We start from the raw sequence: 14049 nt of genomic DNA, 5'->3' as shown, positions 1-14049 counted from the left end.
CCCACAGGACGGCCGCACCCCGTCCTGTGGTGCCACAGTAAAGTGGACTAAATAGTCCTATATCGTGGCAGGATAGATAGGTGGTCTCGACTGGCCGGGAGGGATCGATGAGCACGCACTTCGCAGAAGTGCTGGCCCGCGAGAGCGCATGCCTGGCTGGAGTCACCGACGGGGCGAAGCTGGCCGACTGGCGCCGCCGGGTCGTCCAGGAGCTCATGACCCCACTGTCGCCGTACGTGTTCGCACTGAGACAGACAGGGGACGTCCCCGGGCGAGCCGACTTCCTCGATCGGTGGCGCGAGCTCCTCGCCGAGACGGTGGACCGGTTGCTGCGGTCCGGCACGACGGGCGACACACATTCCTCAGGTCAGACCCGGAGGACCGATGTCGACGCCCAGAAGACCGCGCTGCTGATTCTTGCGGCGCTGCATGGAGGCAGCACCCTGAGTCAGATCACAAAAGACCCTTGGCCACTCAACGCCGCGCTCGACCTCGCGCTCGCGCCTTTCACGGCAACGGAGGACAACAGCCCCGCAAGGACGGGGACGAGTAGTCCGATCGGTAACATGAACACGTGATGACGACCGCCGACCCGCGCAATGGCAGACGCCTGACGGCGCGCGGCGCAAAGACGCGGGCGAGGATCGTCGCTGCGGCAACCGACCTGATGTACGTAAAAGGAGTCGGGGCCACCACGCTTGATGACGTGCTGGCGGCGAGCGGAGTCAGCAAGTCGCAGTTGTACCACCACTTCGACGGCAAGGACGCGCTCGTACGGGCCGTTATCGACAACGTGGGGGAACGCGTCATCGAGCGCGAGCGCGAGGCCCTCGGTCACGTCTCGACCATCCGGGGCCTGCGACGCTGGCGGGACGTGCTGGTCCAGAACAACGCCCTCCGGCATGGCGCCTACGGCTGCGCGCTCGGCTCGCTGGCCTCCGAGGTCTCCGATCACGACGCTCTCGCACGTGAAGCCCTGTCTCGGCTGTTCGCCGAATGGCAGGGACTCCTGGCAGGCGTGTTGCGACGGCTTCAAGACGATGGTGTGCTTCCGCCCGACGCGTCGGTGGACCAGCTCGCGACCGGGCTCATGGCCGCCCTCCAGGGCGGGTACATGCTTGCCCAGACGGCGCGCGATGTCACACCCATGGCGACAGCGATCGACATGGTGCTTGCACACATCGAGAGCCTGTCCAAACGCTGAGCTCATCGCCCGACGGCTTCGGAACGACACGACTTCGGAACGACTCGAAGTCGCGGGGCGCCCGGATCTGCTCCGCCACCACGCGGCGGAATCCACGCTGTCGTGCACGGCCATCGCCTTCGATCCCCCGCGATCTGGATCTCGCCATCGCGAAGGATCAGGCGATGGCCGTCCTCGGCTCACGACGCCACGCCTCTACCAGCGCAAGCTCTTACACCACACCCGTGGACGCAGCGTCAGCGCCCGCCGTTCGTGTCTCGCGCGGTGCGAGTGGCGATGAAAGCCGAGCGGTGGACGTCGATGGCGTCCTTCCATTCGGGATGGTCTTCGACGTAGTCGGCGACAAACCCGCAGTAGATACCGGCCTTGGTGTGACTCTGGCTCAGATCTTCAAGCGCGTAGCGCGCCAGCGCCGAAGCGACGCCTCGATGCCGTTGGTCCTGGTCCACGAAGGAGTGCGTGAGCGAGACCCGTCCGCCGGTGGTCTCGTAAGCCAGAGTGCCGACGACCTGGCCATCGATCAGTGCCTCGTAAAGGCGGGTGGTCTCATCCTTGCGCACCTCGACGGTGGCCGGTGATCGCTCCATGCTCTCTTGCTCGCCTCGTTCGTCTCAAGTCGGTGGGTCTGGCCGGCGCCCGCATGGGCGCCTTCGGACTATTCAGTCCAATCTAAGGTACTTCAACCCCATGTTCCAAAGCAGCCGTACGCCCTGATTGGACTTCAGGGTCCAATATGAGAATCCTCGCCGGCGTGCTGCGGTGGGCCATGCCGAGAAGAGGCTGAGCCTGTGAGCGCCAATAGCAGGCCCTCCAAGTCCTGGGCGCATGGACCGCAGGCCGACAAGTGCGCATGAACGCCCGGGAACCGCTCGCTCGGGTCGTCTCCCGCAGCCAGCAGCTCCCCGTAGACGTCCAGGATCTCCATGGCTTCGTCGCAGCCGGCGTCGCGTGGATCGGTCTGGAGAAAGGCGTCCAGTCGAGCCCAGTGATCACTGCGCTGATCACCGGATCCGTTTTGCGCGTTGTCATCCACGCATCCACCTTGGTTGATCCATGCCTCGGACGCCTAACCGGAGTGTCGAGGAAACGGAAAGCACTCCCCCATCTCGTCGATGCGGTAGCGCGTCCCCACCCGTATCGGCTGGGCCGTACGGGAGGAGACGACCGCGGCAGCCGACGGCACGACCCGAGGGCGAGGCCGGGATGGGTGGCTCTGATGTGAAGAGCGGATCAGCAGGGGTTGAGACTGCAGCGTGCTCGGCACCGGCGTGATCGGTCAGGTATCAATCTGAACCTGGCGGCCGTCGAAAGCGACGTAGCCGCTGAAGTCGCGGCCGACACGGGCCGCCGCCGACTCCTTGATGTCCGGGTAGGACCAAGCCCCGTCCCTGAGCACCGTCTCGCCGGCCAGGACATCGTGATACTGCGCCCTCCCCTTCCAGGGGCAGGTGTAGGGCGTTGGGCTGTCGCGGAGCACGCCGGCCACGACCGAGTCCGGCGGGAAGTAGACATTCCCCTCTATCCTCACTACCGCCTCGTTCGCGGCCTCGGCCACGACCGTCTCCCCTACCACTGCCTTCATTCCGTTTCCCTCCATCGATCCTCCGGCCGACCACATTCGCCCTTGCGATGCGGGCACCAGAACCCCGCTTCCCTCGACGGACTCTTCGAGTCGAAGTCGGCTTGCACGTTCACCTAGACGTTGGTGACGGGAAGGGCGCTCCTTCTTACCCGTGTCTTGAGAACACACGGCCGGACGGATGAGCGCGCCGGCTGCCGGCGGTCGCCGTCAGGCGCGCCCTGGGGCCGGCAGAAACAACCACGAGCTGGAACCCGACATGTCGAGCCACACGCCCTGTGGTGTCCGGGCCACTCGGGCGACCATCGCCTCGCACTCGCGACAGCGCAGCACGGTTCCGGGTCCGCCCATGTAGGCCTGCAGCTGTCCGAACGCTTGGGCGACGCCGCAGCTACCGCAGCGGACGGTGACGGTGGTCGGGTCGCCTGCGAGGATCCCGGCGAACTCGCCGGCCGCCGCGTTGCCGTCCAATACCGTGCCTGACCCGGCGCCACCGTCGGGCGCGGCCGCGGTCGGGAGATCCCAGCTCATCGATCCACTCCTGTCGGTCCGAATCGTTCTGTGCGTATGCGATCGTCGGGGTATCCCGCCTCGCGGAGCAGGCGCGTGGCGTGGTCGACGAAGCCAGAGGGGCCGCACACGTAGACCCGGGCCGCCGAAGGCTCCGGCCACGAGGACGAAGGTCGGATGTCCCCGGCCGCGAGGTGTGAGGCGGGACGGGGATGCCCGTCGGGAACCTTGCGTGTGTAGACGAGACGCACTTCGGCAGACCCCGGCGCGGACAGATCGGCCGACATCTCTTCCAGCTCAGGCCCGTACATGAGGTCGCGAGGGCCGCGAAGCGAATACACGAGCGTCGTCGGCGTCGAGTCCCCCGCCCGTTTCCGGGCGCGCAGCATGGTGACCAGCGGCACCACCCCTGATCCGCCGGCGATCAGGAGGACCGGGCCGTCCCCGATGGACGGGTCCCCCGGCTCCCAGACGAACCACCCGCCGATGGGCCCGCGCACGTCGAGCTCGTCACCGATCTGCATGATCTCCACCAGGTACGGCGAGACCTCGCCGTGGGGAAGGAGGTCGACGGTGACCGCGACGCGGCCGGGCGTGGCGGGCTCAGCCAGCGAGTAACTCCGTTGGGCCGAGTAGCCGTCCTCGGCTGTGAGACGTAGGTCCACGTGCTGACCGGGCAGATGTCCGGTCCAGCCGGGGACGCGTAGAACAAGTGTCCGGGAATGCTGGGACTGCGAGCGCACACCGATGAGCGTCGCCTTGCGCCAGTGATTCCTGGCCGGCGGAGTCGCTTTCACGGAGCTTCCGGCCGGGCCTTCGGTCGTGTTCGTGTCAGTCACCGGCGTGCCGCTCCTCGCGCCACGGGTCCCCGTAGTTGTGATAGCCGAAGCTCTCCCAGAATCCCGGCTCGTCGAAGCGCTGCATCGTGATGCCGTTCACCCACTTCGCGGATTTCCAGAAGTAGAGATGGGGCACCAGCAGCCTGGCCGGACCACCGTGCTCGGCGGGAAGCGGCTCTCCCTCGTACTCGTACGCGATCCAGGCCTTGCCGCCGACCAGGTCCTCCAACGGGAGGTTCGTGGTGTAACCCCCGTACGAATGCACCATCGCGTATTCGTCGTAGGTCTCGATGTCCTCGAAGAAGGTGTCGAGCGCGACGCCCCGCCAGCGGGTCCCGAGTTTCGTCCACCGGGTCACGCAGTGGATATCGACGTTGATCTCCTCAGAGGGCAAGGCCATCATCTCGCCCCAGCTCCACCGCCTCGGCTTGCCGCTCTCGGGCGTGATTGTGAAGCTCCATTTATCCGTCGAGATCAGCTGCGTCGGCCCGGCCGTCAGCACGGGGAATCCGTGGGTCAGATGCTGGCCGGGCGGCAGGTCGGCGGCACGCGGGTCGTGTTGGCCGAAGAAGCCACGTGAGATTGTCACCCTGCGCTCTCTTCCAGACCCAACGGTCTCTAGTGGTGGGCGTCCCACGGTCGGGTCGATGGCGGAAGCGACCTTACAGTGGACCTTTTCGTCCAACCTAGGGTTCCGCTGTAATCGGTGTCAAAGCGCTCGCGGTCCGTCGCACACCGACCGAATCCCCAGTCCACTCGCCCCGGTCGCCCACAAGAGGGGCCGTCCCGAGTGTGTTAGATTGCACAACTTGGACTATATAGACCAGGCTCCGGCGAGATGGTCAAGAGGGACGGGCCGTCGATCAACGCCCCCTGGCCGGCCCTGTCGCGGTGCGACCAGGCGAACCGAGAAGGTGACTCCATGACTGAAGGCAGATGTTCCGACGTGGTGCGCTTCGGCGGCGATCTCGGGCTGGCACCTGAGCACCTCCAGGATTCGTTGACCGCCCATGTGTCCGGCTGCCCGGACTGCGCGACGTATGTCGCACAGATCGCCACGACCCGCGAGCTCCTTGGACGGCGCTCCGGTTACGGCGGCGTCCCGGACGACCTGGCCGGCGACGCGATGCCGGTGGCGGAAGAGTCGCAGGCGACGGGCGCCGAGGACCTGCGAAGCGCTCTCCTCACGCGTGCCTCACTGCTCGACCCCGCCAACGCCGAGGACCTCGCCCAGCGATCGCTACAAGTGGGCCTTGCTCTGCAACGCAGAGATTCCCGCCCACGGGGGATCGTCGAGCTGACCGAAATCATGCACACACTCAGCGATGCGCAAATGCGGCTTGACGGGCGTACAGCGCCCGCCGTCGACGTCACCGCGGCTGCCCGAGCCCGAGCGGGCTCGCTCGAAGACCTCAACAGCGATGCCGACGAGCCCGAGCTCTTCTACCCGGATCTCTACCCAGGCGAGGACGGGATCGACGGGTGGGTCGACAGCCCGAACGGGTGGCGCGATGGCGCGGAGATCCTGGGCCCGGAGGAGGTCGACGAGACCGAAGAGGTGTATGACCTGCTCGACAAGGCACTCGGCGAACTGCCCGAGCCACTCGGCGATCTTCTCGCGCTCGTCGATCTGCAGGGCAACGCGCTGGCCGGCTCAGCGAAGGCACTCGGACTCGACGAGCTCTCGGCGACAGCCGCCCTGGCCCGCGCCCGGAACCACGTTCGTGGCCGTCTCGACGAGTACCTGCACGGGACCGAGTAAAGGGTGTGCCCCGGCGAGCCGAGAGACTCCATCCGGCGGCGACCCCGGAGCGACCTGTCTGCCTCGACGGGCAGGGCGTAGCGAGATCGACGGGCAGGGCGTAGCGCGATCGAACGGTTCGTCGCGCCGAGGCCGGCGACCGACCCGCCATCCGTTGCTACCCTCCCGATCATGGCGATCAGGAACTCCCACTGCTCCTTCTGCGGAGCGGCCTACGCGCCCGGCCTGTCCTGGCCGAGGACCTGCCGGCAGTGCGGCAACACCAGCTATCTCAACCCTCTGCCGGTCGCGGTCGTGGTGCTTCCGGTGGGCGACGGCCTTCTCGTGGTGCGCCGGGACGTCGAGCCGCACCGCGGCCTGCTCGCCCTCCCCGGCGGCTTCATCGACGTCGGCGAGTCCTGGCAACAGGCCGCCGTACGAGAGCTCCGCGAGGAGACGAGCATCGCCGTCGACGCGGCCGGCGTCCGGCTGTTCGACGCGGTCAGCGCGCCCGACGGCACCGTGCTGATCTTCGGCCTCGGGCCGCGCACGTCCGCGGACGCCCTGCCGCCGGTCGCACGCACCGCGGAGACCAGCGAGTGGCTGGTGATCGACGGCCCCCAGGAGCTGGCGTTCCCGCTGCACACCCAGGTCGTGGCCCGCTACTTCGGCTCCGGCCGATCGTCGTGATCGTCGAGTTGGGCGAGACGATCCTGCAGCTTCTCGTGCCGAAACCGGTACGCCGGCCCCACCTGCCGCAGCAGCCCGACGCGATGGGCGTCCTCCAGAAGGCTCATCAGCCGTAGCGGGATCCGTCCGCGGGCGCGGAGCATCGCGACGGCGACGAGGTAGATCGAGCTGGCTCCCGTGAACCCGAACGTGAGCGTGAACACGACGCCGCCCGCGAGCCCGAACGCGATCCCGGCCTCGGCGCCGTGCAACAGCCCGGAGAAACCGTTCACCAGCGTCCCGGCGACGCCGAACGCGAGGCCCAACGCCAGCCCGAAGGTGAGGGAACGCCCATACACGAGCTGGAGGTCCCGCCGCAACGTGATCAGCGGGCCCTGCGGCCGGTCGTTCGTCAGGGGGGTCGTCACCCACTTGTTGAGCCCGAGGGTGACACCACCGATGACGCCGATGACGAGCGCGTAGAGGATCAGGTTGTCGACCTGCGAGGAGATCCCCGCGACCCGCCACAGCGCGAACGCCGCGATCATGCCGACCGGGAGCACCGTCACCAGCCCGAGCGCGAGCTGGACGGCGAGCCGGCCGACGCTACCTCGCCAGCGCAGCTTGGCGTACGCCGGCTCCAGCGTGTAGCCCTTCAGCCGCTCCAGGATGAGCCCGCCGGTGAGTCCGCCGACGAGCCCGCCCACCGGGCCACCGCAGAGGCCGAAGAGGAGCGCGTCACGGAGGCTGCCCTCGTGCGGGCTGCGCAGCGCCACCACGGCATCGCTGGTCAGCCCCACCGTGACGCCGACGGTCAGTCCGACGGTCACGCCTCCGACGAGGGTGATCCAGCGTCGTGAGATCGCCCGGTGGAGGTGCCACCAGTAGAAGTCCCTGGTGCCGATCTCCGACATCTGACGGGCGACGAACGACAGCCACCTACGCGCCTCGCTCGGGTCCCACGACCGCTGGGAACGGAACGGGTGGTCGTGCTCGTGCCGTTCGGTGGGGTCGTCGTCGGGTGAGGTGGCCGCGAAGCTCGCCTGCACGAGGTTGTCGAGCAGGTGGTCGGTGACGGCGGCCGCCGTCGGGAAGCGCCCGGCGTCGCACAAGGGGGCGGGATTCGAGCGGGTCTCGACGTACACCTTGTGCAGCAGCCACACGACGAGCGGCGTGGAGAGGGCCTTGGGCAGCGGGCCGTCCGGGTCGGCCTTCAACGCGGACAGCAGGCCGGTCCAGTCGGCCCGTTGCCCGGGCGCGAGCCGGTCGCGGAGATAGGAGACGACGTCCGAGCTCTTGACGGGTCTGGGCTCGATGACGGCCGCTCCCGCGAGCGCCACGCCGTCGTGGAGGTTCACGGCCGTCACATACTCGGCCGTGCGGCAGGTGAGGATGAGCGAATCGACTTTCGAGGCGGCGTTCAGCGCGTTGACCGCCCTCGGGCGCATGGCTTCGGGCAGCTCGTCCAGGCCGTCCAGGACCGGAAGGATCCGCCGGTAGGCGACCAGGCCGCGAGCCGCGTCCGGACCGAACTCGGGGGCGCGCAGCGCGGGGTAGTTCTCCCGCAACCGCCTGCCCAGCCACCGGTGGACAGGCTCGGCCGCCGGGTCCCACCCGGACATCGACAGCAGCACGGGGATTCGGTCCCCGGGCTGGGGCTCCTTCAGCAGTTCCCTGAGCAGGAGCACGGCCAACGTCGTCTTGCCCATGCCGGCCTCGCCGAGAATCACCAGCCGGCGCCGGTCGAGCTTGCGGAACCGGCTGGCCATCTCCGGCATCCGGTCGGTGCGTCCGTCGAACCGCACCCGCCCGAAGCCGAACCACGAGCGCAGCAGCCGCAGCCCCTCGACGTGCTCGCCCTGGTCCATCACGTCGAGACCGGAGATCTTCCAGCGGACCGGCAGCCGGGCCGGCTCGTCGAGATCGCGCATCACGATCTCCTCGCGCCACTGCTCGTGCACCAGCACCCGCAGCACCCGCTCGGCGCGGTCGATCTGCTCGATCGTGCTCGTGCCGCCCGGCTGCCGACGCCGCCAGGTGCCGACCAGGGGAGGGACGAGCGCGAAAACGCCGAGGGCCACGCTCGCGAGCTGTGCCCAGTTGACCGCCGCGTCCGACTCGGAGAGCCTGGTCAGCCCATAGCCGATCCCGGCGACTGCGGTCACGCCTGCGGCGGGCAGCACGACACGGCGCCAGCCGGCCCAGCCTCTCATTCCCACATGGTGACAGCGCCCGATCTATCTGGCGAGAACGTGATATGCCGGATCTTCCCTGGGGTCCTCCGTCGACGACCGATCGCAGCACGGTCTTGCCGTCCTGATTGATCGTTCGCGCGGATGAGCCCGCGGCATCCCGTCCGCTCCGAAAGCTGACGGTGGTTTCTGTCGGTAGGCATCGGTACGGTGTCGGCTCGTGTCGTGGAGATCACGTTGGTGGTGGGCCGCCGCCCTGGTGGCCTCGGCGGCCGAGGCCGGATACATCCTCTCCCTGAGGAACTCCTCAGCCTTTTTCACCGAGTTCTTTTACCCCGCCATGTGCCCGGGGTGGGACGCCTACATGGAGGCGGCCCTACCGTTGTCGGTGCTCCACAGCTGGATGCCGCCGGTCTGGTACGGCGGCCTGCCCGCGGTGGTCGTCGCGTTCCTCGCCCATTGGATCTCCACCCGGGCCCGGCATCCGCTGATCGGCCGCGTCGTCTCGCGAGTCCTCGCGGCGCTGCTGCTGGTCGCCTACAGCACGGCCCCACTCGCCCTCGCCGTCGACATCGGCATCAACCGGAGCTGCCTCGGCGTGTGGGGCGGGCCCGAGGGAGCCGCGCTGTTCCTGCGAGGCGACATCGCCCCCATGCTGGCCGCACTGTGCGTGCTGGCGGCCGTACGGACTCCCCGGCACCGCATCCGCCGGCTGATCACCTCCCGCCCGTTCCGCCGCGGCACGGTGATCCTGGCGGCGCTGGGTCTGCTGGCGCTGCTGCCCGCCGCCGACCTCACGAACGGCCCCATCGCCCCGCTCGACCACTGCCCCACCGGCGACGGCACCCGGGTCCTCACCGGCGAACACGCCTACCTCTGCCAGGCCCGGGGCGGCGGAGCCTTCGCCAACGTCTCCGACCGGGACCTCCTGGCGTACGGACAGGCCGCGTGCCGCGCCTACACCGGCCGCCTCGAAGACGCCTACGCCATCGCGCCCATCTGCCCTCCCGCCGCCACCCGCGTGCAGGCGAACATCGACGCCGAGGAGGCCGAGTTCCGGGCCGAGGAGACCAGGAACCAGAAGGTGTGCGACTCCTCCCGGCACCGTCCGCGGATCACACCGGTACGGGTGACCCGCGACCGCGCCTTCACCGACTACGGCGTGCTGGAGTCCTTCGAGTACGCCAGGGGTGTCGCGGAGAATCCATGGGATGACGGCGTGCTGGACAAGGCCCAGAAGAACGGGCTGGTGGCCACCGGCACCGGGCACGTGATCATCCTCAGCCACTCGGACTACGACATCTGCCTGACCCTGGAGACCTACCGTCGCCGGCCCCCTCTGGAGCTGAAGGGGTGGGACCACGTCGTCGAGGTCGGCTACGACAGCCTCACCGGCCACATCGAACTGATGGACCCCATGTCCGGGCTGACCGACGTGCCGAACCTCGCGTTCCGCGGAAAGGGTCACTACCGGATCCGGGTGCACTACCGGAGCCCCGGCTGGAAGGCGTGGACTCCCCAGCACCTCCTGGTGATGGTCTACCCGGGCACAGGCAGGCCGGTCGCCGAATACTGCGGAGCCGGGGCCGGTCGCGGGGTCACTTCCTCGCGCAGGGGGTGCCGTTGAGCGTGAACGCGCTCGGGGCGGCGTTGGAGCCGCTGTAGCTCGCCTGGAAGCCGAAGCCGGCCGTGCCGCCGTTGGCCGGGATCGCGCCGTTCCAGCTCGCGTTCTGCGCCGTGACCCGGGTTCCGGACTGGGTGACGGTGCCGTTCCAGGCGTTGGTGATCTTCTGGTTTCCGGCGAAGGCGAACACCAGGGTCCAGCCGTTGACCGCGGTGCTCGTGCCGTTGGCGATCGTCACGTCCGCGGTGAACCCGCTCCCCCAGTCATTGGTCTTGTAGGTGACCGTGCAGGGCGCCGACGCCGGGCTGGTCGAAGGAGAGGGAGACGGAGACGGGGACGGGGAGAGGGACGGGCTGGGAGACGGAGACGGCGACCGACTGGGAGAGGCAGACGGAGACACGGTGGGAGAAGGGGTGGGGGACGGGGAGGGCGAGGCGGTGCCGCCGCTCTTGGCCGCCATCCGGGCCGAGTGCGCCCGGAACACGGCCAGCGCCGCGTCGCCGCTCTTCACGCTGTGCTGGTCGCCCCCGGCGTTCTTGTCCGGGTACCACCAGAAGGCCGAGCCGTCGCCGTCCCTCGCCTCGAAGTCCGCGTAGAGCGCGGTCCACCAGGCGACCCGGTCGGCGTTTCCCTCGGTGTTGAACTCGCCCATGAAGAACGGCTTGCCCACCACGTCATGAGAGTCGGAGATCCACTTCCCGATGAGGGTCTTGGTCTGGTCGAGCGTGAGGTTGGCCCAGCCGGCGTTCGGATAGGGATGGGCCGAGGTGAAGTCGATGTACGGCGACTGGTGGATGTAGACGAACGGGTTGCCCTCGTCGCCGCCGAAGCCGTACCGGGACTCGTGCCCCTCCATGCCGGTCCCGACCAGGTGGTTCGGATCGATGCTCTTGACGTAGGAGGCCATCTCGTCGACCCACTTCCGCAGAGTGGCGCCGCTCTTGTTCTCGTCCGCGCTGACGTCCTGGTAGCGCGGCTCGTTCATGAGCTCCCAGGCGAAGATGGCCGACTCGTCCTTGTACTTGATCCCGCTGTAATGGTTCGTCCGGTTCAGGGCGTAATTGACGTAGTTCTTGTACTGAGTGAAGCAGCCCGGACACCTGGTCTTGTCGAAGAAGACGGCACGCCCGGGGTGGCCGCCGCTCAGGCCCTCCCACTTCAGCCGGGTGTCGATGCCGCCGTACGCCTCCCAGTAGTTCTCGAACACCGGGATGAGCCGGATGTCATGCGCCTTGGCGGACTCGATGACGTAGTCGAACAGCGCGAACTGCTGGTCGTTGTACACGCCCTTGCCGGCCTCGAACCCGTGCCAGCTCTCATGGCTGAACATCCACAGCCGCAGCACGCTCACCTTGTCGGCCTGCAACTCGGCCATGTGCGCGTCGATCCGCGCCTTGTCCATGTACTGCGTCTCGGTGTCGCCGTAGCTGCCGCCGTAGGTGAACACGTCGTAGGTGTTCGCGCCCGCGAAGTAGTACGTCTTGCCGTTCAGGCAGAAATGGATGCCGCACCGCTGCACGAAGCCGGAGCTCGCCGCGTCGGCGGCCGCGTGGGAAAGCGCCACCGTGCCGGCGGCCACGGCCAGAGCCAGCGACACGAGTAGGTGGATCGGGCGGAACCCTCGTCTCATGGGACTTCCTCATCGGCCGGTGCGGAGGGGAGCGGTTGCACGAAATACGCCTGTTGCCCCTCCCCGCAATCACGCCGCACCCGGCCGCCCGGCTCGACCCTCCCAAATGCCTCCTCAACTGGGGGAACCGGTTCGCGCCAGGGACCGGGCCGATGAAAGTTACACCTCTCTTCACCGGTTAAGCAGGACCTCGGAAGACGGTGGCCGGGCTGGGCGGGTTGAGCTGGGTCAGTCGACCAGACCGGCACGGTAGGCGGCGATGGCCACCTGTACGCGGTTCGTGACGGCGAGCTTGTCGAACAGGTGGGAGATGTGGCTCTTGACGGTGGCCTCGCTCATGTTCAGGCGAGCCGCGATCTCGGTGTTGGAGCGGCCGAGCCCGACCTCGATGAGCACCTCGCGCTCGCGGCCGGTCAGAGCCTCCAGCCGGGCGAGCGCGTCACGCCGTCGGCGAATGGGCTGATCGGTGGTGAGCCGGTGGATCAGCCGCCGAGTGACCCGCGGGGACAGCATCGAGTCGCCGGCATGCGCGAGACGGATCGCCCGGATCAGGTCGTGCGGCGAGGTGTCCTTGAGCAGGAACCCGCAGGCTCCCGCCTCCAGGGCGGTGAAGACGTGGTCGTCGGTGTCGAACGTGGTGAGGATGATCACCGCGGGCGCGGGGGCGAGCCGGCGGATGGCGCTGGTGGCGGCCAGGCCGTCGTACCGAGGCATCCTGACGTCCATCAGGACGACGTCGGGCTTCAGACGGCGGACCACGTCGACGGCCTGGTCGCCGTCCTCCGCCTCGCCCACGACCTCCACGTCGGGTGCGGACTCGATGATGAACCGCAGCCCCGCGCGGATCAGCGACTCGTCGTCAACCACCAGTGTTCTGATCATGTGATTCCCTCGGGGATGCGTCCGCGGCATGCCACGGCAGCCGGCCCTCCAGACGCCAGCCTCCCGCATCGTCCGGCCCGCCGCGCACCGTTCCGCCGATCAGCAGGAAACGCTCCGCCAGGCCCACCAGACCGACCCCGGCGCCGGTCTCCAGACTCGGCCGAGGCGATCGTCCGTTGGCGACCACGATCGTGACGCCGTCTTCCCTGCTCCCGGTCGCCGTGACCGTGACCGGGGCCCCGTGGGCGTGCTTGTGCGCATTGGTCAGGCCCTCCTGGACGAGGCGGTGCGCGGCCCTGGCCGTTTCCCGTGGCCAGGTGCCGATATCGCCGTGCAGGGTGACGGCCCCACCGGCCGATACCCAGGAGTCCACCAGCCGCCGCAGGTCGGGGAAGTCGTCGTCGTCATCGTCGGGCCCGGCGCGCAGCACACCGAGGATCTTGCGTAGCTCTTCGAGCGCCTCCTGCGCGCTGACCCTGATCAGCGCCGCCTCCCGCTCGACGCGCTCCGGCCCAGCGCTCCCGTTCACCTCGAGGCCGCCGGCGTGCAGCGAGATGAGCGTGATCTTGTGCGCGAGCACGTCGTGCATCTCCCGGGCGATCCGGCCGCGCTCAGCGGACCTCGCCTGCTCGTTGCGCAGACGCTGCTCGGTCTCGGCGCGTTCGGCGCGCTCGCGCAGGGATCGGGTCAGCTCGCGGCGGGTCGTGACGTACGCCCCTGCCGCCAGCGTGACCCCGGTGGCGGTCAGCGCCGAGATCAGCGCGTCCGTGCCCAACCGGCCGCCGTCCACCCACTGTTGGGCCAGGAACCCCGCCATGCCGATCGCCGCCAGCGCCGTGAAACGTGTGCCCGCGCCGGAGAACAGGCTGATCAGCAGCGGCCCCGGATTGCCCGACAGCACGTACGCGCCCGCCCCGGCGACGGCCACCGCGACCGGCCACCGGCCCCGGAACCACACCGCACCCGTGCCCGCCAGCCCGGCGGCGGCGATGACGGGCCGCGGCAGCGGCGCCCACGGCGTCGTGACCGCCAGGACGGTGAGGAACAGGCAGAGCGCCACGAAGGCCGCACTGATCACATGTGGCCCGAGCGCGGCCACCCGCCGCAGCGCCGCGCGGTACGACAGCATCGGTCCAGCGTAGCCAGGGCGGCCGCGCGCCACCTCATACCGGAGTCGGC

General features: G+C 68.7%; 15 protein-coding genes. 5 read left to right on the top strand and 10 right to left on the bottom strand.

Annotated elements, in window-relative coordinates; genetic code table 11:
- The first annotated feature begins 107 nt into the window (after nucleotides 1-107).
- Together BXA11_RS24475 and BXA11_RS24470 are read left to right on the top strand one after the other, a co-directional pair.
- The gene (locus BXA11_RS24475) at nucleotides 108-578 is read left to right on the top strand and encodes a hypothetical protein (RefSeq protein WP_076438196.1); all 471 of its coding nucleotides are present in this window, start codon (nucleotides 108-110) and stop codon (nucleotides 576-578) included.
- Nucleotides 578-1204: a TetR/AcrR family transcriptional regulator gene (locus BXA11_RS24470; protein WP_030511559.1), complete on the top strand. Its 627-nt coding sequence runs from the start codon at nucleotides 578-580 to the stop codon at nucleotides 1202-1204. The genes BXA11_RS24475 and BXA11_RS24470 overlap by 1 nt, the downstream gene beginning before the upstream one ends.
- A 236-nt stretch (nucleotides 1205-1440) precedes the next feature.
- Here the strand turns inward: BXA11_RS24470 and BXA11_RS24465 are convergent, their stop codons facing one another.
- From BXA11_RS24465 to BXA11_RS24445, 6 genes are all read right to left on the bottom strand, one after another.
- The gene (locus BXA11_RS24465; protein ID WP_051762544.1) at nucleotides 1441-1791 is read right to left on the bottom strand and encodes a GNAT family N-acetyltransferase; all 351 of its coding nucleotides are present in this window, start codon (nucleotides 1789-1791) and stop codon (nucleotides 1441-1443) included.
- Nucleotides 1792-1925: 134 nt separating this feature from the next.
- Nucleotides 1926-2237: a hypothetical protein gene (locus BXA11_RS41530; RefSeq protein WP_204053832.1), complete on the bottom strand. Its 312-nt coding sequence runs from the start codon at nucleotides 2235-2237 to the stop codon at nucleotides 1926-1928.
- Nucleotides 2238-2480: 243 nt separating this feature from the next.
- A complete protein-coding gene (locus BXA11_RS24460) occupies nucleotides 2481-2786 on the bottom strand; it encodes a DUF427 domain-containing protein (protein WP_076438194.1) in 306 nt (101 codons plus the stop codon).
- Between the two features lie 207 nt (nucleotides 2787-2993).
- The gene (locus tag BXA11_RS24455; RefSeq protein ID WP_204053831.1) at nucleotides 2994-3314 is read right to left on the bottom strand and encodes a DUF6510 family protein; all 321 of its coding nucleotides are present in this window, start codon (nucleotides 3312-3314) and stop codon (nucleotides 2994-2996) included.
- Nucleotides 3311-4036, bottom strand: a complete 726-nt coding sequence (locus BXA11_RS24450) for an FAD-binding oxidoreductase (protein ID WP_239105129.1) — start codon at nucleotides 4034-4036, stop codon at nucleotides 3311-3313. The genes BXA11_RS24455 and BXA11_RS24450 overlap by 4 nt, the downstream gene beginning before the upstream one ends.
- 88 nt (nucleotides 4037-4124) lie before the next feature.
- A complete protein-coding gene (locus tag BXA11_RS24445) occupies nucleotides 4125-4721 on the bottom strand; it encodes a sulfite oxidase-like oxidoreductase (RefSeq protein WP_030511565.1) in 597 nt (198 codons plus the stop codon).
- 333 nt (nucleotides 4722-5054) lie between these two features.
- On the opposite strand from BXA11_RS24445, the gene BXA11_RS24440 reads away from it, so the two are divergent.
- Together BXA11_RS24440 and BXA11_RS24435 are read left to right on the top strand one after the other, a co-directional pair.
- Nucleotides 5055-5894, top strand: a complete 840-nt coding sequence (locus tag BXA11_RS24440; RefSeq protein ID WP_143734491.1) for an RNA polymerase sigma factor — start codon at nucleotides 5055-5057, stop codon at nucleotides 5892-5894.
- A gap of 171 nt (nucleotides 5895-6065) precedes the next feature.
- The gene (locus tag BXA11_RS24435) at nucleotides 6066-6563 is read left to right on the top strand and encodes an NUDIX domain-containing protein (protein ID WP_076438190.1); all 498 of its coding nucleotides are present in this window, start codon (nucleotides 6066-6068) and stop codon (nucleotides 6561-6563) included.
- On the opposite strand, the gene BXA11_RS24430 is transcribed toward BXA11_RS24435, so the two are convergent.
- The gene (locus BXA11_RS24430) at nucleotides 6536-8755 is read right to left on the bottom strand and encodes an NACHT domain-containing protein (protein ID WP_076438188.1); all 2220 of its coding nucleotides are present in this window, start codon (nucleotides 8753-8755) and stop codon (nucleotides 6536-6538) included. The genes BXA11_RS24435 and BXA11_RS24430 overlap by 28 nt on opposite strands.
- 199 nt (nucleotides 8756-8954) lie before the next feature.
- Between BXA11_RS24430 and BXA11_RS24425 the strand changes: the two genes are divergently transcribed.
- Nucleotides 8955-10361 (top strand): hypothetical protein, encoded by a 1407-nt coding sequence (locus BXA11_RS24425; protein WP_143734490.1) that lies wholly within the window; start codon nucleotides 8955-8957, stop codon nucleotides 10359-10361.
- Here the strand turns inward: BXA11_RS24425 and BXA11_RS45655 are convergent.
- From BXA11_RS45655 to BXA11_RS24410, 3 genes are all read right to left on the bottom strand, one after another.
- Nucleotides 10333-11988, bottom strand: coding sequence for a cellulose binding domain-containing protein (locus tag BXA11_RS45655; protein ID WP_083744548.1), 1656 nt, complete (start codon nucleotides 11986-11988; stop codon nucleotides 10333-10335). The two genes, BXA11_RS24425 and BXA11_RS45655, sit on opposite strands and share 29 nt — an antisense overlap.
- A 228-nt stretch (nucleotides 11989-12216) precedes the next feature.
- Complete coding sequence (locus tag BXA11_RS24415; protein ID WP_076438183.1) at nucleotides 12217-12870, bottom strand: response regulator transcription factor; 654 nt, start codon at nucleotides 12868-12870, stop codon at nucleotides 12217-12219.
- Nucleotides 12848-13999, bottom strand: coding sequence for a sensor histidine kinase (locus BXA11_RS24410; protein ID WP_076438181.1), 1152 nt, complete (start codon nucleotides 13997-13999; stop codon nucleotides 12848-12850). The genes BXA11_RS24415 and BXA11_RS24410 overlap by 23 nt, the downstream gene beginning before the upstream one ends.
- Nucleotides 14000-14049 lie beyond the last annotated feature (50 nt).

The sequence above is a fragment of the Microbispora rosea genome (genome assembly GCF_900156315.1).
GTDB classification, from domain to species: domain Bacteria; phylum Actinomycetota; class Actinomycetes; order Streptosporangiales; family Streptosporangiaceae; genus Microbispora; species Microbispora rosea.
The sequence above is the reverse complement of the archived record's forward strand: the minus strand, read 5'-3'. Positions and strand labels throughout refer to the sequence as shown.

Excerpts from the sequence above, each read along its gene's own strand:
- BXA11_RS24440 (WP_143734491.1), top strand. The coding sequence starts at position 5,055 with ATGACTGAAGGCAGATGTTCCGACGTGGTGCGCTTCGGCGGCGATCTC.
- BXA11_RS24455 (WP_204053831.1), bottom strand. The coding sequence starts at position 3,314 with ATGAGCTGGGATCTCCCGACCGCGGCCGCGCCCGACGGTGGCGCCGGG.
- BXA11_RS24410 (WP_076438181.1), bottom strand. The coding sequence starts at position 13,999 with ATGCTGTCGTACCGCGCGGCGCTGCGGCGGGTGGCCGCGCTCGGGCCA.
- BXA11_RS24415 (WP_076438183.1), bottom strand. The coding sequence starts at position 12,870 with ATGATCAGAACACTGGTGGTTGACGACGAGTCGCTGATCCGCGCGGGG.
- BXA11_RS24430 (WP_076438188.1), bottom strand. The coding sequence starts at position 8,755 with ATGAGAGGCTGGGCCGGCTGGCGCCGTGTCGTGCTGCCCGCCGCAGGC.
- BXA11_RS24465 (WP_051762544.1), bottom strand. The coding sequence starts at position 1,791 with ATGGAGCGATCACCGGCCACCGTCGAGGTGCGCAAGGATGAGACCACC.
- BXA11_RS24435 (WP_076438190.1), top strand. The coding sequence starts at position 6,066 with ATGGCGATCAGGAACTCCCACTGCTCCTTCTGCGGAGCGGCCTACGCG.
- BXA11_RS24470 (WP_030511559.1), top strand. The coding sequence starts at position 578 with ATGACGACCGCCGACCCGCGCAATGGCAGACGCCTGACGGCGCGCGGC.
- BXA11_RS24475 (WP_076438196.1), top strand. The coding sequence starts at position 108 with ATGAGCACGCACTTCGCAGAAGTGCTGGCCCGCGAGAGCGCATGCCTG.
- BXA11_RS24460 (WP_076438194.1), bottom strand. The coding sequence starts at position 2,786 with ATGAAGGCAGTGGTAGGGGAGACGGTCGTGGCCGAGGCCGCGAACGAG.
- BXA11_RS45655 (WP_083744548.1), bottom strand. The coding sequence starts at position 11,988 with ATGAGACGAGGGTTCCGCCCGATCCACCTACTCGTGTCGCTGGCTCTG.